This window comes from Micromonospora sp. (genome assembly GCF_048594385.1).
Taxonomy (GTDB): Bacteria; Actinomycetota; Actinomycetes; order Mycobacteriales; family Micromonosporaceae; genus Micromonospora; species Micromonospora wenchangensis.
The window spans coordinates 22715-43230 of record NZ_JBMDWU010000109.1 but is presented as its reverse complement, the minus strand read 5'-3'; the positions used below and the strand labels follow the sequence as shown (position 1 = coordinate 43230).

Below are 20516 nucleotides of genomic sequence, written 5' to 3'. Positions count from 1 at the left end.
CGTCCCGATGATCTGGGCTGGCGGTTCGACGAACCCGGTCCACCGCGTTCGCCCACACTTCGACGACCCGCCGCCGGACAACCGCGCACGCCCGGTCAGGGCAGCGCGGCGACGGCCGCGTGCAGCCAGGTGGACGCCGGGGCGTGCACGACGGGCTGCGGTGTGCCGTTGATGGTGGCGGTCAGCGCGTGGTACCTGCCGAGCAGCTCGACGTGCCGGGCCACCTGCGGCCCGGGGTCGGCGGCGACGATCTGCCGCCGTACCTCGGTCAGGTCCCGCTCGCCACAGCGGCTGCCGGTCAGCGCCACCCACCGCGTCGCCAACTGCCGGGCCTCGCGGGAGTCGACAGGTACGCCGGCCTCGGACGCGGCCCTGGCCTGCGCGAGGATCTCGACCTGTTCCGCGATCTGCGCCTGCGTCGACGGGTCGTTCCGCCCGTGGTCCGCCGCGTCGGCGAAGGTCTCACCGAGGTACTCGCGGACCGTCCGCCGGAACCCGGCGTCACGCACCATGTCGGCCAGCTCGATCCACGCGTCGAGCTGCCCACCGGTGGGGTCCTCCGGCAGCCGGGGCCGCCACGGGCGCAGGTGTTCGACGAACTCCCGCACGTCGAGGCCCTCGGTGACCTCGGCCCAGAACTCCTCCACGAGTTGCTCACGGTCGTCGTCGGACATCGACGCCAGCCGGTGCACGAGACCCACCTGCCCGGCCTCGCTGTCCTGCCGCACCACGGCCCGCAGCACGGCACGCCGCGTACGCAACTGCCCCATCTGCCGCTCGACGAGCGCCAGATGGGCGGTCGCGAGGTCCCGCACCGTGATCTCCTCGGCCAGCAACCGACGGATCTCGTCCAGCCCCGCGCCCAGGTCCCGCAGCGTACGCACCAGTTCGAGGGCCGCCACGCCCCGCGCGTCGTAGCACCGGTACCCGGCCCCGGTGTACCCGGCGGGCGCGACGACGCCCTCGTCGGCATAGAACCGGATGGTGCTGACACTCAGCCCCGTACGCCGGGCCACCTCACCGATCGACAACCGCTCGTCCATGACCACCACCCTGACGTCTCAAGCCACTGGAGAGTCAACAGCGGACCCGGCGAGCCGGACAGGGCGATGCCGCCGACCGCGCTCCCCCACCCGGCGGCGTCGGGGTGTGGACCGAGCGCGGAAGGGCACCCGGAGCCCTGACGGCAGGGGAACCGTCCTCACCGCTCGTCGATGTCGTAGCCGGCGGCCACGTCGGCACACTCGACGACGCTCACCTGGTCGGCCCGCAGGCGCAGGTAGGCCCGCGCACCCTGGTCGCCTCGCGCGGTCGCGGCTGCCTCCGTCCAGTGGTCGCGGCCCAGCAGCACCGGATGGCCCGGCTCGCCGTCGTAGCAGGCGCGGGCCAGGCAGCCCGGGTGTGTGTGGGTCCGCAGCCGGGCCACCGCCGCTGCGGTGACTCCGGGCATGTCCACCAGGTGCACGCACACGGCGGAGATCCCGGGCAGGCCGGCCGCCGTGTTCAGGCCGAGCCGTAACGACGAGGACAAGCCCGCGGCCCAGAGCGGATTGTCGACGACGTGGATGTCCGTCAGGTCGACGGCCGCCCGGGTCTGGTGGGCGCCGGCGCCGAGGACCGCGATGAGCGGGTCGCACCCGCCGTCGCGCAGCGCGCGCAGCGCCTGCCCGAGGAACACCGGTGCCTTGGGTCCTCCGTAGCGACGCCCTGCCCCGGCGGCCAGGACCAGTCCGGCGACGGGGTTCGCGGTGCTGTCAGGGTTCGTCCCCGCCCGTGGGACGTCCGGCCGCCCGCGGGAGCGGACGAGGTCGTGGGAAGGGGTCGTCCGGCCGGCCGGTGGTCGGACGTCACCCATGGGCCGTCGTCGTCGCGTGGACGCCGATGGGCAGCCGGGAGTCGCGCAGTCGGCCTCCGGCCCGACCGTTTCCCGCCGCGACCACCTCGGCGAGGATGGACAGGGCCGCCTCGGCCAGCGACGCGCCGCCCAGGTCCAGTCCGGCGGGACCGGCGAGCCGGTCCAGGCCGGGTGTGCCGGCGAGGCGTCGCAGGCGCTGGGTGTGGGTGGCCCGACTGCCCAGGGCCGCCACGTGTCCCGCGCCGCCGGCCAGTGCCGCACGGATGGCCTGGTCGTCGATACGCGGGTCGTGGCTCACCGCGACCACGGAGTCGCCGGGTCCGGGCGGGTGGCGGGTCAGCCATTCACCCGGCCAGGCGCGCACCAGCCGGACGCTGGCCGGCAGCGCCCCGGACCCGACGTGGAGGGGGCGTGGGTCGATGACGGACACCGCCAGGTCCAGTGACTCCGCCAGGGTGGCCACCACCCCGGCCAGGTCGGTCGCTCCGGTGAGGACCAGCCGCCGTCGGCGCGGCAGCTCCTCGACGTACGTCGGGTGGCTGTCGGGGAGTTGGGCCCTGGTCGGGGCCACCGACCACTGGTACGGCGGCTGTAGTCCGACGCCCACGGCGACGGGTCTGTCCCGCCGTAACGCCACGGTGATCGCGTCGTGCACCGGCGGCGGTGGTGCGGGCAGCACCAGCACCTGCATGGTGGCGGAGCAGGCGGGCGTTTCCTCCCACGGCAGCAGGAACTCCCCCGGTGTCACGGGCAGCACGTGCGCCGCCGCTCCGGCGAGGACCGCGCGGGCGGCCTCCACGACGACCGCCTCCACGCAGCCCCCGGACACCGAGCCGCGCCATGTGCCGTCCGCCGCGACGGCCATCGTCGATCCGAGTGGCCGTGCTCCCGGGCCGTCCCGCGCCACCAGCCGGGCGAGGGCGACGGGGCGTCCGGCCCGGCGGTGGGCGTCGACGAACGACCAGACCTCACGCAGCATCGGGGGTGCCCGGGTCGGCGGGCTCCAGCACCCGGTCGAGGCGGATCGGGAGGATCCGCTGGCGGGTGCCCGTGGCGTGCCATACGGCGTTGGCGATCGCCGCCGCGGTGCCGGCCGTGCCGATCTCGCCGAGCCCGTTGAACCCCGACGGGTCCTGCGGCTCGTAGTCGGGCACGAAGTCGGCCTCGACGTCGGGCACGTCGGCGTGGGCGGCGATGTGATAGCCGGCGAAGTCGCCGTTGGTCTGCCTGCCGGTACGCGGGTCGCGCACGCTCTCCTCGTGCAGGGCCATGGACAGCCCCATGATCATTCCGCCGATCACCTGGCTACGGGCGAGCAACGGGTTGATCACCCGGCCCACGGCGAACATGCCGAGCAGGCGACGCACCCGCACCTCGCCGGTCGACGGGTCGACGGCCACCTCCGCGAAGACGGCGCTGAAGGTCTGCCGTTCCCGGCCGGTTTGGTAATCGATCATCGTGGTGGTGTCCACCGTCGCGGTCACCGGCCGGGCCGGGTCACCCAGGTTCTCCCGCAGTTTCCTGGCCGCCTCGGTGATGGCGAAGGACCAGGATGTCGTGCCCCGGGAGCCGCCCGCGCCCCAGGCCATGCCGAGGTCGCTGTCGCCGATCCGGATGCGGACCCGCTCCGTGCCGACCCCGAGCGCGTCGGCGGCGACCGCCGTCAGCGCGGTTCGGGCACCCGTGCCGATGTCACTCGCGCCGACCGACACCGTGAACGTCCCGTCCGCCTCGGCCGTGATCGAGGCCGTCGACGGGAACACCCCGGCGCCGAAGGAGGTGGTGGCCATGCCGGTGCCGATCAGCAGTGGACCCTCGTGCCGGCCACGCGGACGCCGGTCGCGCGTGGCCCAGCCGAACCGGCGCGCGCCCTCCCGCAGGCAGGAGACCAGCCGGCGGCTGCTGAAGGGCAACCCCGACACGGGCCCGACCGGGGGCTGGTTGCGCAGGCGCAACTCCAGCGGGTCGAGGTCGAGCCGTTCCGCCACCTCGTCGATCGCCGATTCCAGGGCGAACGAGCCGGGCGTCACGCCCGGCCCGCGCATCGAGGCCGGCGGCAGGATGTCGAGGGGTACGGCGGTGAGCTGCGTGCGGATCGCCGACGCCGTGTACAGGATCTTGGCCTGCTCGGTGCACCACTCGATGTACTCGGCCAGCGGTGAGAGGGCGTACGCCGGTCGGTGGTGGATGGCGCGCAGGCGGCCGTCGGCGCCGGCGCCGATGCGCACCAGCTGGTCCGTCGGGGGCCGCGACGCGGTCGCCTCGAATACCTGCGCCCGGGTCATGACGACCCGCACCGGACGTCCGAACCGCTCACTGGCCATCGACCCGAGGATCATCTGCGGGCCGCAGGCGACCTTGCCGCCGAAGCCGCCCCCGACATGCTCGGCGCGGATGTGCACCCGCTCCCGGTCGATGGACCACAGCGCGGCCAGGACCTCGGACACGCTGAACGCGCCCTGGTTGGCGTCCACGGCGTACACGTGGCCCCCGTCCCACCAGACGGTCGCGGCATGCGGCTCCAGGGCGCTGTGGCTCTCCTCCGGAGTGCGGTAACGCTCGCTGACCACGACCGAGGACGCCGACAGTTCCGCCTCCACGTCGCCGGTGTCCGCCTCCGGGCCGAAGGCGGTCGATGCCGGCCGGGCGGCCGGATGCTCCAGGCTGAAGTCCAGGTCGTGCGGTTCGACGTCGTAGGTCACCCGCAGCGCCGCCGCTGCCGCCCGGGCCTGCTCGGGCGTCTCGGCCACCGCCAGCGCGACCGGCCGGCCGGCGTACGGGATCACGTCGTCCTGGAGCAGTTGCATGCTGCCGTCCGGCCCGAAGTAGTTGCCGGCCCGGGGGTCGAGCCGGGGCGCGTTGCGGTGGTCGAGCACCCCCAGCACGCCCGGCATACCGAGCGCGGTCGAGGCGTCGATGTCGCGGATCCGGCCCCGGGAGATGGGGGCGGTCACCATCCAGCCGTGGGCCAGATCCGGCATCGGCACGTCCGCGGCGTAGCGGGCGGCACCGGTGACCTTCAGCGGACCCTCGATCCGGGGACGCGGGGCGCCGACGGCACCGGGATCGAGATTCGTGCTCATCGGTTTCCCTCCGTTGCGGCGAGCCCACCGAGCACGGCCTCGACGAGGTTCCGCGCCAGGGCCACCTTGTATCCGTTGTCGCGCAGGGGCTTCGCGGCGCTCAGTTCCGCCTCGGCGGCGGCGCGGAACAACTCGGCGGTGGGCCGGGCGTCGCGGAGCACCGCCTCGGCGGTGCGGGCCCGCCACGGATGCGACGCCACGCCGCCGAGGGCGATGCGCACGTCACGTACCACGCCGTCGCGGACGTCGAGCGCGGCGGCGACGGAAACCGTCGCGAAGGCGTACGACGCGCGCTCGCGGACCTTGCGGTAGCGCGACCGGGGACTCCGCGCGGAGGCGGGCAGGGCGACGGCGGTGATCAGCGCGCCGGGCGGCAGGGCGGTCTCCCGGTCCGGACGGTCGTCGACCGGCAGGTAGAACTGCTCCAACGGGATCTCACCGGTGCCGTCGAGCGTCTCGTAGCGCACGACCGCGTCGAAGGCGCAGAGCGCCACCGCCAGGTCCGAGGGGTGGGTGGCCACACAGTGCGCGGTGTGGCCGAGGATCGCGTGGTTGTGGTGCACCCCGGCGACGGCGGCACACCCGCTGCCGGGGATCCGCTTGTTGCAGGGTGAGGAGAGGTCGGTGAAGTAGCCGCAGCGGGTCCGCTGCAACAGGTTGCCACCCACCGTGGCCATGTTCCGCAGTTGGCCGGATGCGCCCGCCAACACGGCCTGGGCCAGCGCCGGGAACCGGCGGCGCACCTCGGGGTGGGCGGCTGCGTCGCTGTTCGTGGTGGTCGCACCGATGACCAGCCCACCGTCCGGTGCCACCTGGACACGGTCGAGGGGAAGCCGCCGTACGTCCACCAGCCGGGTCGGCTCCTCGACCCCGCACTTCATCAGGTCGACGAGGTTGGTGCCACCGCCCAGATACCGGGCACCGGCGTTGCCGGCGACCGCCGCGAGCGCCTCGTGGACCTGTGTGGCGTGCTGATAGGCGAACTCCCTCACCCCGCCACCCCCGGCCGGGCGGCGGTCTCGATCACCGCACGGACGATCGCCGGGTACGCCCCGCAGCGACACAGGTTGCCACTCATCCGCTCGCGTACCTCGACCTCGTCCAGTTCCGGCGCTCCGTGCGGTGCGTCGTCGACGGTGACGACGCTGGGCCAGCCGGCCGCGTGCTCGGCGAGCATCCCGACCGCCGAGCAGATCTGCCCCGGCGTGCAGAAGCCACACTGGAAGCCGTCCAGGCGCACGAACGCCTCCTGGATCGGATGCAGCCTGCCCCCGACGGCCAGCCCCTCGACGGTGGTGATCGCGGCAGTATCGGCGGCGACCGCGAGGATCAGACAGGAGACCACCCGCCGGCCGTCACGCAGCACCGTGCAGGCACCGCACTGCCCGTGGTCGCATCCCTTCTTCGGCCCGGTGACGCCCAGGTCGTCCCGTAACACGTCGAGCAGCGTCCGACGGTTGTCCACCGACAGTCGGTGAGTCACGTCGTTCACCAGCAGCGTTATCGTGCTGTGTGTCTGATCGGTCATCGTCGTCACCTCCCGCTCATTGAATCGGGTATCGCGTCATTCGAAAGAAGTGTTCAGGTAATCAGTTTTCGGGTGCGGCATCCATCTCGATCCTCGCGATTCCTTGCTCGATCCTCCGCGATTCCGGTCCACCGACGATCGCCGCCACGTGGGCTGACGGAATCGGCGGACGTGAATTCCGACGGCGCTGGCGGGTCTCGACCACGATCAGGATGATCAGGACGGCGACCAGCCCGGCCAGGCCGACCATCGGCGCGAGCGTGGCGGCAGCCGGACCGGCGGCGGTGAGCACACCTGCCGTCACCAGGCGCGGCAGGCTCGTCGCACGGTGCACGAGCCGCGCGAACAGCAGGTGACCGGCGAGGTAGAGGGCCGCACCGCCGTAGAGGGACAGCGCGTAGAAGACTCCCAACGGTCCTGTCTCGTCGGCGTGGGCCACCACACCCTCCACCCCGAGCGCGGTGAGCACGATCCCGGCGACCAGGGGAAAGTGACCATAGGTGTACGCGTCGACGGCCAGGCTGACCCGGACGGCGTCGTGCACGGCGACGAGGCGACGCCGGGCCGCGGGTGCCACCACGTCGAAGTACAGCCACCACAGGCAGACGGCGGTGCCGACGCCGAGGACGGCGGCGGTCAGCAGCGGCACGCCGACGGGCTGGCCGGCGGCCCCCACCCCGATCGCGACAGTGGACTCACCGAGGGCCAGGATGATGAACAGGCCGTGCCGTTCGGTGAGGTGCGCCGGACTGTGCAGCCGCCAGGCGCCGCGCCTGGCCGTGAGGTAGATACCGGCCCAGTCCACCAGCAACGCGACACCGAACAGCAGCACCTGGGCCCAGCCACCCAGCAGCGCCCCGCAGAGCAGCAGCGCCGCGCCGGCCAGCAGGGGCGGCCAGGTTACCGCGATCTGTTGCCGCAACCCGGTGTCCCCGGTCGCGGCCACCGCGTAGACCGCGAGGTGCACCCACCGGACGAGCAGGTAGGCGCAGACCAGGACGACCGGGCCGGGTAGGCCGCCGGGAGCGTCCCGCCAGGCCTCGGGGATGGCCAGGGCCACTACGAACATGGCCGCCATCGCGCCGACCATTCCCGCCCGCAGCAGGCCCTCGTCGGCCCGGGAGTGGTTGCCCAGCCAGGTGTAGCCGGACCATGTTCCCCACAGCAGGGCCAGGATCAGCAGCCCCCGCAGGACACCGTACGGGCTGTGCTCGTGGGCCAGGTAGGCGGTGATCTGGGTCGTCGCGAAGACGTAGACGAGGTCGAAGAACAGCTCGAACGGCGTCGCGCGGTGGTCCTCGCCGACCGGGCGGACGGCCGGATCGGACCGCTTCCCCATGGCCGATCCTCCTCTCGGGTTCTCGTCGCTCAGCGGACCAGGGACACCAGCGTGCGCGGTCGCGCTGCCACCCGGGGTCGCCGGCAGAAGTACACGAACGCCGGCGGCAGGTTCGCCCACACGGTGCGGCCGGTCACGACCTCCTCGAACCGGTCGTCCAGCGCCCGCCGCAGTCGCCGGGCGGGCGGGGCCCAGCGGGCGAGCGTGTAGCCGAACGTGGTGAACGCCCCGTCCGGGGTGAGCGCGTCGGTGACGGCCTGCAGCAGTTCGTCCTGCTGGTTCCCGGCGAACGCCGCCCACGGCAGGCCGCTCACGATCACGTCCGCCCGGCGGTGACCCCGCCGCGCGAGCACCTCGCCGAGGTCGCGGGCGTCGGCCACGGCGACGTCCAGGCGCGGGTACCGGGCGGCCAGCAGGCCCGCGAACCGCCCGTTGACCTCGACGGCGAGGTGGTGGCCTCGGCCAGCGAGCCGGCGCTGGACGGCGGCCGTGAACGCTCCGGTGCCGGGGCCGAGTTCGACGACCAGCGGCTCACCGAGGTCAGGCACGGGTGCGGTGACGAGGTCGGCCAGCGGGCCGCCGCTGGGGGCGACCGCGGCGACGGTCAACGGGTCACGGAGGAACTCGCGCAGGAACTGCGCCCGGTGGTTGTCGCTCATCGCCCGGCCCGCCGCCCGGCGAGCTGCGGCTGTGGGGTCAGGACCCGGGCGAGCCAGTCGGTGCGGGCGCGGCGGGCCTGGGCCGAGATCAGCGCCTGCGGGTACAGGGCGTCGAACCCGTGGAAGCCACCCGCCCAGATGTGCAGCTCGGCCTGGCCGCCGGCGGCCCAGACGCGGGTGGCGTAGGCGACGGCCTCGTCGCGGAACACCACGGCGGTGCCGGCGTCGACGTAGGTGTCCGGGAGGCCGGACAGGTCGCCGGCCGTCGCGGGAGAGACGTGAGCGGGTACGGCGTCGTCGGCCAGATCACCGAGCACCGACCGCCAGCCGAACTCGTTCATCTCGCGCGTCCACACGCCGGGTTCGCCGGCGTACTGGCGGCTGGAGGTGGTGTCGTTGTGGTGGTCGAGCATGGGGCAGATCAGCACCTGGGCGGCGAGCGGCGGGCCACCGCGGTCGCGGGCCAGCAGGGCGATCCCGGCGGTGAGGCCGCCGCCGGCGCTGACCCCGGCGACGATGATCCGGCCCGGGTCGACGCCCAACTCGTCGGCGTGCTCGGCCACCCACAGCAGACCGTGGTAGCAGTCGTCGACCAGGCTGGTGCCGGTGGCCTCGGGCGCCAGCCGGTAGTCCACGGAGACCACGACGGCACCGAACAGGTCGAGCCACTCCAGAGGGATGTCGAGCTGGGAGAAGCGGTCACCCATCACCATTCCGCCGCCGTGCATCCAGTAGACGCACGGGGCCGGGGTGGTGCGGGCCGGGCCGGCGGGGCTGAAGACGGACAGCGGGATGTCCGCGCCGTCGGCACCGGCGATGCTGACCTCGCGCCGGTCGATCGCCCGGCCTTCGAGCAGCGGCTCCACGGGCATCGACGAGAACTGCCGGATCTGCGGAAGCACCTCGCGGTTGAGTTCGGGTACGAGCGGCATGTCGGCGAGGAGTGCGCGCAGCTCGGGGTCGAGAGGGGGACGTGTCAGTGCCATGAGGGGTTTCCTGTTCGTGTTCGGTGCGCAGGGGCGGATGTCCGGGCCGGATCTCAGATGGCGGCCTTGCCACCGATCGGCACCTCGTCGAGGTATGCCGGCTCGCCGGCGATCAGCGGCTGGAGCCGGGTCACCAGGGCCTGCGCCTCGTCGGTGGCGAAGAACCTGTGATGCGCCTCCTGGGTCGTCCAGCCCTCGGTGACGTGGACGACGTCGGAGTCGGCGGCGGATCGGCCGATCAGGAAGACGACGCAGTCCTCGTTCGCCAGCGACGGCGAGGCGAGCAGGAAGTCGACCAGTTCGTCGCCCTTGCCGGGGCGGGCGGTCATGGTGGCGTGGAAGCCGTAGCTTGCGGTCATCGGGCACTCTCCTCGGCGGCTGCCACCGGATGTCGGCGGCGACGGTGTTGCCTGGCTGGATCCAGCCTCGGGGCCACCCGGTCGGCCCTCATCAGTCATCCGACTTCCGGGATCCGGGCCGCAGACTGCCGATGACCTAGCCGGTGGTGCTGCAATCGGGCAGGCCCGTGGCCGGGTGTGACCGGCGACGTGAGCGGAGTCGCCGGCTCACCGCGCCCCGGTGCTCTGGTGCGAGGGCTGCGGGATCCGCCCATCGCCGGCATGTCGGCCCCGGGGTTAGGTCGTTCGACAGATGCGCGGGCCGACAGCCACGCCGCACCATCGACGGTGTGACGCCATCAGGACGGGAACATCCCGCATCGCCGCCCACCGTGCTGCGGATGCGCGAGGTCCGCGACCGGGCCCTGTTCGACCTCGATGACGGGCCGGTCACGCCGTCGAACCGGGTCGATCTGACGGCGGCCACGCAGCTGCTCAACGTGCTGCTGGCGAGCCTGGTCGTGTCCTCGTTGCAGTACGAGCAGCACGCGCTGGTCGTCCGCGCCCCGGCGTTGCGGCCGCTCGCGGACCTCCTGTTCGCCGGGGCCGACCGTGACCGGGGCGACGCCCGGCTGGTCGCGAATCGGATCCGGCAACTCGGCTGCGTCGGCGACTACGACCCACAGCACCTGAGTGCCCGGTCCAGGGTCGCCTTCCGCGCATTCCCCGACGGTGACGTCGTCGGCATCGTGACGCAGAACCTCGTAGGGGCACGGATCCTCGTCCAGACGTTGCAGGAGGCGGTGCGCTGGATCGGCGACGACGACCCCACCACCCGGCGGCTCCTGGAGCGGCTGCTCGAAGCGAAGGAGACGCAGGCCGACGAGCTCAGCGCACAGTCTGCTCAGCAGCAGACGGCGACAGGGCGTCCCGGAGCGCGGCCCGTGACGTGACGCCCAGCTTGGGAAAGATCCGGTACAGGTGGGCACCGACGGTCCGGTGCGACAGGTACAGGCGCTCGGCGATCTGCTTGTTGGTCATGCCGCTCGCCGCCAGTTCGGCGATCTGGAGTTCCTGCGCCGTCAGGTCACCCAGTTGCCGTGGGGGCGGTCGATAGCCGCAGGCGCGCAGTTCCCCCTCCACCCGGGCGAGCCAGGGTTCGGCCGCCATGGCGGCGAAGCCGTCGCGTGCGGCGAGCAGGTGCCGGCGGGCATCCACCGGCGACCGGGTCCGCCGCAGCCTCTCCCCGAGGGCCAACCGCACCCGGGACCCGTCGAACAGCCACCGCCCCGTCGCCGGGTCGGCCAGCAGGGTCTCCAGGCGGGTCACCGACTCGTCGTCGGCGCGGACGACGGCCTCGGCGCCGGCCTGGAGCAGGGCCATCCGGGGCGACAGGCCGGCCACGTCCGCGTCGCGCATCGCCCGGACGTGGGCCTGGGCCTCGGCCGTACGCCCGGTGCGGACGGCCACCTCCACCAGGTCGAACATGACCCAGGTGCAGTGCGGCACGTGGGAGGCGAGCACGCCGGGCGGGCTCATCGCGGCGGCGTGCCCGAAGGCGGCGTCGTAGTCACCCTGCCCGATGGCGGCGAGCACCCGGGGATGCTGCGCGAACACCGCCGCGGCGGCGACGCCCCGGGGCAGCGCCCAGTGGGTGATCTCGTCGGCGAGCGCGTACGCCTCGGCGAACCGTCCCCGGCCGGCGGCCAGGATCGCCCGGTTGTACCGGAAGTACCACGCGAAGAACGAGAAGCCGCTGGTGTCGCAGGTCCGCTGGCCCTCCACGGCGAGTTCCTCGGCCTCGTCCCACCGGCCCGTCAGGAAGTTGTCGAGGCACAGGTGCATCAGGGCCCCGAGGTGCCGGCGGGGCGCTCCGCCGTTGCGCCCGTGCTGGACCAGCTGCCAGGATGCCTCCCGCGAGTCGCCGAGACGGTCGAGATACACCGAGGCTGTGCCGATCCGCATGACGCGGGTGGGGTCGGCGTCGTCGGTCAGCGTCCGGAGCACAGCGTCGACCCGGTGCAGCGCCGCCTGCCCGGTGCGCACCGGGTCGGCGAAACTGTCGCTCGCCAACGCGAGCACGTCCGGCGGCCGGGGCCGGATCCGCCGCAGCGCCGTGAAGAACGGCGCCCAGTGTTGCGGGGTGCTGCCGTACCAGCACAGCAGCAGCAGGGTGTGCATGGCCTCGACGAGCGCCGGGTCGTCGGCCCGGTAGCCGTGGTCCCCGGTCTCGATGGCACCCGCCAGCAGCCGGTGGGCGGTGCTCACGTCACCATCCCCGTTGATCATGAGGAAAGCGGTCGCGTTGGCCGCGTGCAGGGAACCGACGGAGTCGGGAGCCGCCCGACGGGCGTCGGTCAGCAGGATCTTCGCGTCGTCGATGGTGCCGCTGGCCTCCGCGCCGATGTACGCGGCCTCGGCGAGCCGCCGTCCCCGACCGGCGCTCGTGGCGCTCAGCTCGGCGGCGCGGACCAGGGCCGCCACCGCCGCGAACCCGTCCCCACGGCGCATCACCCGGTGCGCCGCGTCCTCGAGGATCTCCGCCACCGCCTCGTCCGGGCCGACGGCGGCCGCCGCGAGGTGCCAGGCCCGGCGCTCCTCGTCGTCGACCAGGGCTCCGGCGAGGGCGACGTGCGCGGTGCGGCGCTCCTCATGGGTGGACATGGCCACGATCGCCGACCGGATCAGCGGATGCCGGAACGCGATCCGGGCCGTGGGGTCGTCCACCCGCACCAGTTGCGCCCGCTCGGCGGGGGCCAGGTCGGCCAGGCTGGACTGGTCGGGCAGCGCGGCGCGGAGCACCCGGACGTCGCCGGTTCCCTCGAACGTGGCGAGCAACAGCACCTGCCGGGTCGCCTCGGGCAGCCCGGTCAACCGGGCCGCGAAGATCGCCTGAAGGCGGTCGCTGAGGGGAACCACCTCGGGGTGCGTCTGCGTGCGCCGCACGGAACCCAGCAACGCGGCGGGCAACTCCATCAGCGCGAGGGGGTTGCCCTGGGCGAGGTCGAGCAGGCGGCGGCGTACCCGTGCCGGCAGCTGCGGGTGGCGGACGTCGACCAGCCGCCCCGCCGACTCGTCGTCGAGCGGCCCGACGACGTGCTCGGACAGCCCCCGCAGGTCGAGGAAGCTCACCGATCCCGTCCTGGTCGACGCCAGCAGCCCGGCCCGGCGGCCCGCCAGCCGCCTGGCGACGAAGCCGAGGACGACGGCGCTGGCCCGGTCCAGCCAGTGCACGTCGTCGACCACCAGCACGACCGGCCCGTCGGCGGTGAGCTCGGTGACGAGCAGCAGCGCTGCGTTGCAGACCAGTAGGACGTCCGGGGGCGTGCCGACGCCGAATCCGAGCGCCACCGACAGTGCCTCGCGCGGACCGGGCGGGAGGCGGTCGAGGGCCGCGTACGCGGGTAGCAGCAGCTGGTGCAGGCCGGAGTAGCTGACGTCGGCCTCGAACTCCGACCCGGACGCCCGCAGCACGCGCATCCCGCCGGCGAGGGCGAGTTCCGTCGCGGCAGTCATCAGGGAGGACTTGCCGACCCCCGGCTCGCCGCAGATCAGACGCGCGCCGCCGCCCTGGCGCACCCCGTCGAGGAACTCGGCGAGCTGCACCAGGTCGTCGTGGCGTCCGTACAGTTCGCTTCCGGCCACCCGTACCTCACGCGCCTGTCGTTGTCCGTCGACCCCCGGCCGACCTCGCCCCTGTGTCCGGGCAGGCTACCGGGGGCGTGCCGGCACCGGCTTGTCCGTCGGGCAGGCAGGCAGGAACGGGCAAGACAACGCGAGTTCTCGTCAACTGTCGCACGGTGCGGACCGTGTGGCGGTCCTGGCGTGCAGGCCGGCCGCGTCCTGGCGGGGCGGGCCCCCGAACTGCCGGCGGTACTCGCGGCTGAACTGTGCGGCGCTCTCGTAGCCGACGCTGCGGCTGACCCCGGCGACGTCGCCGGGGTTGGCGGCGAGCAGCAGCCTGGCGCGTTGCAGGCGGATCTGCTTCTGGTACTGGATCGGGCTCATCGAGGTGACGGCCTGGAAGTTGCGGTGGAACGCCGAGACGCTCATCCCTGCCCGCTGCGCCACGTCCTCGACCCGGAAGGGCTGCGCATAGTTGTCGCGGATCCACTGGACGGCCCGGGCGACGTGGCTGAGGCTGCTGTCGGGCAGGCCGAACTGGCGCAGGACGCCGCCCTGCTCGCCGGTGAGCAGCCGCCAGATGATCTCCCGCTTGATCAGGGGCGCGAGCATGGGAATGTCGCGAGGCTGGTCGAGCAGGCGCAGCAGTCGGACGGCGGCGTCGAGCAGCTCGTCAGGGGCTCTGCTGACGGCCAGGCCGGCTGGTGGATGGGGGGCGGGTGCCGGCAGGTCCGCCGGGTCCGCCTGGAGCAGCACCTCGGCGACAGCGGCCGGGTGCAGGGTCAGGCCGAAGCCCAACGCCGGCTCCTGCGGGCTGGCCCGGGCGAAGTGCGCGGTCACCGGCAGGTCGATCGAGGCGACGAGGTAGTCGCCGGCCTGGTACTCGTACACCCGGTCGCCGAGCGCGAACCGCTTCGTTCCCTGGACGACGAGGGCCAGCACTCGGCCGTAGGTGGTCGGCGTCGGCGGGCTGGGCCGGTCGGCGCGGAAGATGCGGACGTCAGCGATGCCGGTGCCCAGATCGGGCCGAGCATGCCGGGCCAGCAGAACGCGCAACTCGTCGAGCGGCATGCCCACCATTCAAGCACCGCGACCGGCGTGTCCCGGGCAAAGGTCGCCGTCGGGGGCCGCCCCGAGGTCGACCGTGCCGTCGCGACCCCATCCTGGTCGGGGGCGAGATGCCGCTGTGCCGGCATATCAGGGTGATGTCCGAAGAAGCCGGAGCTACTCGCTGGCCCGGCTCGGCGTCGACCACGTGGACATCCACCGGCCGGCGCGGCTCGACCGGTCGGTGCCGATCGAGGACACGACCGGCGCGATCAAGGACATGATCGACGCCGGTTACGTACGGTTCGTGGGGCTGTCCGAGGTCGACGCGCAGACCGTCCGGCGGGCGCACGCCGCACACCCGGTTGTTGATCTTCAGATCGAGTATTCGCTGCTGTCGCGGGCGGTCGAGGCCGAGGTGCTGCCCGCGCTGCGGGAGTCGGGCATCGGGCTGATCGCGCACGGGGTGCTGGGCCGTGGTCTGCTCTCGGGGAACTGGGTGCCGGGGCGGGCGGACGATCCGCGCAACCACGCCCCCGCTTCTCCGCCGAGAACGCGTCGCACAACCAACCTCGCTCCGGTGGAGGGGTTGCGCCGGGTCGCCGATGGGAAGGGGTGGAACCGTCGGCCGGTGATCTCGAAGAGATCGAGGCGGCCGTGCCGAAGGGCACGGCGCGCGGTGACCGCTACCCGCGGCGTTCATGGGCGAACCTCGGCGTCGGCAACCGACGCCTTGACGGGCAACCGTGACCGGGTGGGCCGGGGGAATCCGGACGCCGGTGACGATCGGGGCCCGCAGTCCGAGCGGGGGCGGGCAGGGGAACGGTTGACCGAGGAGCCGGGGGCGCACCGGGCGATGGCGTAGATCCGGTCGGGGTCAGCTCAGCGACATGTGCCGGTGTGCCCCGCTCCGTCCACCCGCCGGCCAGCACCGGGCGGGCCGCCGGTGGATGCTTCCGACATCCTGATATACGATACGGGACGTGTCGTATCGCAATGAGGAGCCATCAGGGACCCGCGGCCGGCCGCGCGATGCCGAGCTGGAGCGGCGGATCACCGCGGCCGTTCTCGGGATCCTCGCCGAGGACGGATACGAGGACGTGTCCTTCGAGGCGGTGGCCCGACGCTGCCAGACGTCGAAGGCCAGCCTGTACCGACGATGGGGATCCAAGCGGGACATGGTGATCGCCGCGGTGAAGGCGGGGCCCGCCCGGCACTCGACGTCCCCGCTGCCGCAGGGGGCCACCCTGCGCGAGGACCTGCTGACCCTGGCCCGGCGGCTGGATCGCACGATGGCCGCCGGCGACACCGGCACCGCGTTGATGCTGCTCCAGGCCGGGCTGAAAGACCCCGAACTGTGCGACGCCATCGAGAACTCCGCCGGCCCCACGGGGGCCAGGCTGCCGCAGGCGGTCATCGACGCCGCCGTTGCCCGCGGCGAACTGCCCACCGGTGTGAGCCCGTTCGCCTTCGAGGAGGTCGTCGGGTCGGTGCTGCTGCTCCGGCACGCGAACGGGCTCGCGGTCGACGACGCCTACCTGTCCGCACTCGTGGACACCGTGGTCATCCCGGCGCTCGCCGCCTCCGCCAACAGCGTCACCACGTTGCCCGCCGGACTCTTCTCCGGCCATCCCGAAACCCGCACCACCGACCCGATCCAGGGGGAATCGTGACCACACCATTCGTGATCGACAACGTCACCTACCGCACGCTCGCCGGCGCCGGCGGCGTGGAACTCAACGTCGCCGTCGGCGGCCGGGGGCCGGCCGTCGTGCTGCTCCACGGCTTCCCGCAGACCCACTACATGTGGCGTCACGTCGCCGGGAAACTCGCGACCGACCACACCGTCATCGTTCCCGACCTGCGCGGTTACGGAGCCAGCGGCAAGCCCGTCGCCGACGACCCGGACACCTACTCCAAGCGCACGATGGGCAACGACGTGATCGCCATCACCCGTCAGCTCGGCTTCGACCACTTCGGACTCATCGGCCACGACCGCGGTGCTCTGGTCGCCGTCCGCGCCGGCCTCGACCACCCCGAGGCGGTGCGCTACCTCGGCATCCTCGACGTCCTGCCGACCCTGGACACGTGGGCCGTCCTGCACGGCGTCGACGCCAAGGTCGCCTGGCACCTCTACCTCATGGCCCAGCCGGCCGGCCTGCCCGAGAAGATGATCGCCGCCGTCGGTCCCGAGTTCTTCGGCTCCTTCCTCGACGCCTGGGACCCCACCGGCACCACCTTCACCCGCGACGAGCGCGACCACTACGTCGACAGCTCCGTCGCCGCCATCGACTCGATCGTGGCCGACTACCGCGCGACGGCCGGCATCGACCTCGACATGGACATCGCCGACCGGGAACGCGGCGCACACCTCACGATGCCCGTCGGTGTCATCTCCCAGGACTGGGGCGCCCAGCTCGGCTTCGACGCCTCCGCGCTCTGGCGCGCATGGGCCCCGGACCTCACCTACCAGGCCACCACCAGCGGCCACTTCATGGCCGAGGAGAACCCCGACGAGATCGTCACGTTCATCACCGCGCTGGCCGGGCGCGCTCCCGCCAGCGGGCACCGGACCGTGGGATGAGATTGGCGCGCCGCACGTCTGGCCGCGCGAGGAACGGCGCCTGCGCCTGTACCGCTGCGACGGTCAGGCGTGCCGCGGTGTCCCGCCCCCGGGCGGCGGCCGACGGGCGGAACCCCTCGGCGGCCGGCGCGGGCGCGGCTCCACCGGCGTCGGTGGTGTCTCAGTCGAGGTCGGCGAGGTCCAGCACGAAGCGGTAGCGGACGTCGCCGCGTTCGAGCCGGTCGAAGGCCTGCCGGATCTGGGCGGAGGGCAGCAGTTCGATGTCGGCGGTGATGCCGTGCTCGGCGGCGAAGGACAGCAGTTCGGTCGTGTGCCTGGTGCCACCGGTGCCCGAGGAGCTGAGTTTCTTGCGGCCGAAGCTCAGCTCCATGAGGTTCACCGGCGTCTGCATGGGGAAGCCCAGCACGCTGAGGGTGCCCTCCAGGGTCAGCAACCGCAGCAACGGCGACAGGTCGTGCGGGCCGGAGATGGTGTCCAGGATGAGGTCGAAGCGGCTGGCGGCCCGCGCGAACTGGGCGTCGTCGGTGGTGACGAGCAGATCGACAGCGCCGAGCTCACGGGCGTCGTCGGCCTTGCCGGGGGTACGGCTCAGCACGGTGACCTCGGCACCGAGCGCGGCGGCGAGCTTGACCCCCAGGTGGCCGAGGCCCCCGAGTCCGGCGACCGCCACCCGGCTGCCGGCACCGATTCCCGCCTCGCGCAGCGGCTCCCACATGGTGATGCCGGCGCACATCAGCGGAGCCGCACCCGCCGGGTCGAGGCCGGCGGGCAGCCGGTAGGCGAACTTCTCCCGCAGCACGTACTCACGGCTGTACGCACCCTTGGTGATGGTGCCGTCGAGCCGGTCGGGACTGCCGTAGGTGCTGGTCGGGCGTTCGAGACAGAAGTTCTCCTGGCCGGCCCGGCACATGGGACAGGTCCCGCAGGAGTCGACGAGGGTGCCCACGGCGACCCGGTCGCCGGGAGCGAGGCGGGTCACCGCCGCCCCGGCGGCGGTGACCGTGCCGGTGAACTCGTGACCGGGCACGATGCCGGCGGCGTTCTTGTAGTGCGGCATCATGCCGTTGAGCAGGTGCAGGTCGCTGTGGCAGACGCCGCAGTAGTCGACGCGGACCGCGACGTCGTCGCTGCGCAGGTCCCGCCGCTCGAACGTCGCCCGCCGCAGGTCGACGGTGCCGTCCACGCTCTGCCATCCGATGGTCGTCCGCACCGGGACTCCTTTCAAACAAACTGTTCGGTATTTTCTGAACCTAGCCGGTGGCCGGACTGAAAGCAACCGACTCGTCTGTTTGTTAGAGTTGGTCACATGTCCTCTGGTCCCGTGACCGCCAAAGGCGCAGCTACCAGCCGCCGCATCCTGGACGCCGCCGCCGCCGAGTTCGCCGAACGAGGCATCGCCGGAGCCCGCATCGACCGCATCACGGCCGCGGCACGCACGAACAAGGCCCAGGTGTACGGCTACTTCGGCAACAAGGACGGCCTGTTCGACGCCGTCATCGCCGACCGCGCCGACCAACTCATGAGCGCGGTCGCGTTCGACGCGGAGGACCTGCCCGGATCGGCGGTGGCGATGTACGACGCGAACCTGCGCGACCCCCGACTGGTCCGGCTGCTGACCTGGCTACGCCTGGAGCGGCAGCCCACCGGCAGCCTGGGCCGGGCCGTCGACCACGAGCCGAAGCTGGCGGCGATCGCCCGGGCGCAGGCCGCCGGCCGGGTGCGCCCGGGCGATCCCTTCGACCTGTTCACCCTGGTCCTGAGCATGGCGTTCTCATGGTCGGCGGCCAGCATCGGCTACGCCGCGACCGCCGACGAACCCGACGAGGACCACGAGCGGCGGCGCAGGCTCCTGGCCGCGTGCGTCCGGGACGCGATCTCACCGGGCACCGCGCCGCCGGACTGACCCCGACCACCCCGGTTCCCTGGTCAGCGGCCCGTCCAGCAGCTGAGTTCCATGCCGTCCTCGACCGGGAAGTCGACGCTGACGTAGCCGTTGCCCGGGTCGCGGACGTAGGCGACGTAGTCGCTCATCGACTCGAACGTGGAGTCGTCGCCGACAACCAGGGCACCCGGGGCGAGCCGCGCCTCGAGCAGACGCAGGACGGGCAGGCACATCTCCTTCCAGCCGTCGAGCAACGCCAGGCCGATCGGGCCGCCGACCGTGCCGAGGGTGGTCAGCGCGTCGCCCTCGAGCACGGTCACGACGTCGCTCAATCCGGCCTCCTCCAGGTTGGCGCGGGCCGCCTTCACCTTGGTCGCGCTGAGTTCGGTCGTCGCGACGTGCCCGACCCCGTTGTCGCGCACGGCTGCGGCGAGGTGGAGCGTCGAGATCCCGTACGAGGTGCCGAACTCGACCACCGTCTGCGGTCGGACCGCGCGGACCAGGGCGTAGAGCAGGTCACCGCCCCGGGCCGAGATCGGCATGTAGACGTCTTCGAGCAGATCGGCACGTTCCCGGGCGGTGGCCGTGGGTGCGGGCCGACCCGGCGAGCGCTCGTCGTCGCGCTCGGCCTCGGTGAACAGCCGGTCGATCAGGTCGCGGACCGCCGGGTCGTGCAGTGTCGTCGTCATGGAAGGTAGGTTAGACGCAACGTTGCGTCTAGGGAAGACGTGGGTCTTGTAGCGTCTCGGAAGACGTGGATCACGCGGGAGAGACACCTCACGGGAAAGGAGCGCCCGATGCACCGCGGCAACCGGCACGGCCGCAGCGAGGCGGCCCGCGAGGCCGTGCTCCAGGCGGCGGACGACCTCGTCGCCGAGATCGGCTACGCCAGGGTCACCATCGAGGGCATCGCCGCCCGGGCCGGCGTCGCCAAGCAGACGATCTACCGGTGGTGGCGCTCCAAGACCGACATCCTGGTCGACGCGTTCACCGCCGACAGCGCCCAGGAACTCACCCTGCCCGACACCGGCGCCTTCCGCACCGACCTGCGCGCCCACCTCGATGAGCTGGTCCGCTTCCTGGAGGTGTCCGACTCGGGCGCGGTGTTCCGGGCCCTGGCCGGTCAGGCCCAGCACGACCCCGAACTGGCCACCCGGCTACGTGCGGAGGTTCTGCCACGGCTGCGCGCCCGCGACCGCGTGCCGTTCGACCGGGCGGCCAGCCGGGGCGAACTGCCCGCCGACGCGGACGTCGACCTGCTCGTCGACCAGGTGGTCGGGCCGATCCACTTCCGGGTGCTCGTGACGGGCGAACCCGTGACACCCGCGCTGCTGGACGCGCTGGTCACCCTGGCGGCCCAGCAGCAGCCCGACGCGTCGCCCCGCCCGCGACAGCCGGGCGGGGCGGCCAACTAGATCCGGGTCGGGGCCGGCCGCCCGCCGGCCTGCCGGTGGGTGTCCTGGCCTGTCCCCCGCCCCAGGCACCGGTGGGCCACGACGACGTCGTCCAGGGCGGGAACTCCCCCGCACACGGCCGTCACGCGCATCGTCCCCAGGCGTGCCCTACGGATGCGACCCCACCGCCCTCGATC

Annotated in this window: 20 protein-coding genes; 6 read left to right on the top strand and 14 right to left on the bottom strand. The window is 72.9% G+C overall.

The features are described 5' to 3' along the window. Nucleotides 1-95: 95 nt before the first annotated feature. The 10 genes from ACOJTC_RS05095 to ACOJTC_RS05050 all read right to left on the bottom strand — a co-directional run bounded on the left by ACOJTC_RS05095 (nt 96) and on the right by ACOJTC_RS05050 (nt 9809). Complete coding sequence (locus ACOJTC_RS05095; RefSeq protein ID WP_420115954.1) at nt 96-1043, bottom strand: MerR family transcriptional regulator; 948 nt, start codon at nt 1041-1043, stop codon at nt 96-98. Nucleotides 1044-1201: 158 nt separating this feature from the next. Next, the gene (locus tag ACOJTC_RS05090) at nt 1202-1723 is read right to left on the bottom strand and encodes a nucleotidyltransferase family protein (RefSeq protein WP_420115962.1); all 522 of its coding nucleotides are present in this window, start codon (nt 1721-1723) and stop codon (nt 1202-1204) included. Nucleotides 1724-1847: 124 nt separating this feature from the next. Next, the gene (locus ACOJTC_RS05085; protein WP_420115953.1) at nt 1848-2834 is read right to left on the bottom strand and encodes an XdhC family protein; all 987 of its coding nucleotides are present in this window, start codon (nt 2832-2834) and stop codon (nt 1848-1850) included. Further along, on the bottom strand, nt 2824-4938 hold the full coding sequence (locus ACOJTC_RS05080) for a xanthine dehydrogenase family protein molybdopterin-binding subunit (protein ID WP_420115952.1): 2115 nt from the start codon (nt 4936-4938) through the stop codon (nt 2824-2826). The genes ACOJTC_RS05085 and ACOJTC_RS05080 overlap by 11 nt, the downstream gene beginning before the upstream one ends. Further along, nucleotides 4935-5930 (bottom strand): FAD binding domain-containing protein, encoded by a 996-nt coding sequence (locus tag ACOJTC_RS05075; protein WP_420115951.1) that lies wholly within the window; start codon nt 5928-5930, stop codon nt 4935-4937. The genes ACOJTC_RS05080 and ACOJTC_RS05075 overlap by 4 nt, the downstream gene beginning before the upstream one ends. Beyond that, the gene (locus ACOJTC_RS05070; RefSeq protein WP_420115950.1) at nt 5927-6466 is read right to left on the bottom strand and encodes a (2Fe-2S)-binding protein; all 540 of its coding nucleotides are present in this window, start codon (nt 6464-6466) and stop codon (nt 5927-5929) included. Before ACOJTC_RS05070 ends, ACOJTC_RS05075 begins: the two co-directional genes overlap by 4 nt. Before the next feature lie 61 nt (nt 6467-6527). Beyond that, on the bottom strand, nt 6528-7805 hold the full coding sequence (locus ACOJTC_RS05065; protein WP_420115949.1) for a low temperature requirement protein A: 1278 nt from the start codon (nt 7803-7805) through the stop codon (nt 6528-6530). Between the two features lie 29 nt (nt 7806-7834). After that, a complete protein-coding gene (locus tag ACOJTC_RS05060) occupies nt 7835-8464 on the bottom strand; it encodes a class I SAM-dependent methyltransferase (RefSeq protein WP_420115948.1) in 630 nt (209 codons plus the stop codon). Beyond that, nucleotides 8461-9450, bottom strand: a complete 990-nt coding sequence (locus tag ACOJTC_RS05055; RefSeq protein ID WP_420115947.1) for an alpha/beta hydrolase — start codon at nt 9448-9450, stop codon at nt 8461-8463. Before ACOJTC_RS05055 ends, ACOJTC_RS05060 begins: the two co-directional genes overlap by 4 nt. 53 nt (nt 9451-9503) lie before the next feature. Continuing rightward, the gene (locus tag ACOJTC_RS05050) at nt 9504-9809 is read right to left on the bottom strand and encodes a putative quinol monooxygenase (RefSeq protein WP_420115946.1); all 306 of its coding nucleotides are present in this window, start codon (nt 9807-9809) and stop codon (nt 9504-9506) included. 329 nt (nt 9810-10138) lie between these two features. Here ACOJTC_RS05050 and ACOJTC_RS05045 point away from each other — a divergent pair, with 329 nt between their 5' ends. Continuing rightward, nucleotides 10139-10741, top strand: coding sequence for a ferritin-like domain-containing protein (locus tag ACOJTC_RS05045; RefSeq protein WP_420115945.1), 603 nt, complete (start codon nt 10139-10141; stop codon nt 10739-10741). Here the strand turns inward: ACOJTC_RS05045 and ACOJTC_RS05040 are convergent. Beyond that, nucleotides 10677-13433: a helix-turn-helix transcriptional regulator gene (locus ACOJTC_RS05040; protein WP_420115944.1), complete on the bottom strand. Its 2757-nt coding sequence runs from the start codon at nt 13431-13433 to the stop codon at nt 10677-10679. The genes ACOJTC_RS05045 and ACOJTC_RS05040 overlap by 65 nt on opposite strands. Nucleotides 13434-13574: 141 nt before the next feature. Continuing rightward, the gene (locus ACOJTC_RS05035) at nt 13575-14492 is read right to left on the bottom strand and encodes an AraC family transcriptional regulator N-terminal domain-containing protein (RefSeq protein ID WP_420115943.1); all 918 of its coding nucleotides are present in this window, start codon (nt 14490-14492) and stop codon (nt 13575-13577) included. 106 nt (nt 14493-14598) lie between these two features. Here ACOJTC_RS05035 and ACOJTC_RS05030 point away from each other — a divergent pair, with 106 nt between their 5' ends. The 3 genes from ACOJTC_RS05030 (at nt 14599) to ACOJTC_RS05020 (ending at nt 17043) form a co-directional block, all read left to right on the top strand. Continuing rightward, nucleotides 14599-15324 carry an aldo/keto reductase gene (locus tag ACOJTC_RS05030; protein ID WP_420115942.1) on the top strand — a complete coding sequence of 242 codons (726 nt, stop codon included), beginning with the start codon at nt 14599-14601 and terminating at the stop codon, nt 15322-15324. Nucleotides 15325-15442: 118 nt separating this feature from the next. Beyond that, nucleotides 15443-16132, top strand: a complete 690-nt coding sequence (locus ACOJTC_RS05025) for a TetR/AcrR family transcriptional regulator (RefSeq protein ID WP_420115941.1) — start codon at nt 15443-15445, stop codon at nt 16130-16132. Then, nucleotides 16129-17043, top strand: a complete 915-nt coding sequence (locus ACOJTC_RS05020; RefSeq protein WP_420115940.1) for an alpha/beta fold hydrolase — start codon at nt 16129-16131, stop codon at nt 17041-17043. Before ACOJTC_RS05025 ends, ACOJTC_RS05020 begins: the two co-directional genes overlap by 4 nt. Before the next feature lie 160 nt (nt 17044-17203). On the opposite strand, the gene ACOJTC_RS05015 is transcribed toward ACOJTC_RS05020, so the two are convergent. Then, entirely contained in the window at nt 17204-18253 is a 1050-nt protein-coding gene (locus tag ACOJTC_RS05015) for an NAD(P)-dependent alcohol dehydrogenase (protein ID WP_420115939.1), read from the bottom strand. A gap of 96 nt (nt 18254-18349) precedes the next feature. Between ACOJTC_RS05015 and ACOJTC_RS05010 the strand changes: the two genes are divergently transcribed. Further along, on the top strand, nt 18350-18946 hold the full coding sequence (locus ACOJTC_RS05010) for a TetR family transcriptional regulator (protein ID WP_363658200.1): 597 nt from the start codon (nt 18350-18352) through the stop codon (nt 18944-18946). A gap of 23 nt (nt 18947-18969) precedes the next feature. Here the strand turns inward: ACOJTC_RS05010 and ACOJTC_RS05005 are convergent, their stop codons facing one another. Next, nucleotides 18970-19614 (bottom strand): O-methyltransferase, encoded by a 645-nt coding sequence (locus ACOJTC_RS05005; RefSeq protein WP_420115938.1) that lies wholly within the window; start codon nt 19612-19614, stop codon nt 18970-18972. A 108-nt stretch (nt 19615-19722) separates the two neighbouring features. On the opposite strand from ACOJTC_RS05005, the gene ACOJTC_RS05000 reads away from it, so the two are divergent. Beyond that, nucleotides 19723-20340: a TetR/AcrR family transcriptional regulator gene (locus ACOJTC_RS05000; protein ID WP_420115937.1), complete on the top strand. Its 618-nt coding sequence runs from the start codon at nt 19723-19725 to the stop codon at nt 20338-20340. The last annotated feature ends 176 nt before the right edge of the window (nt 20341-20516 follow it).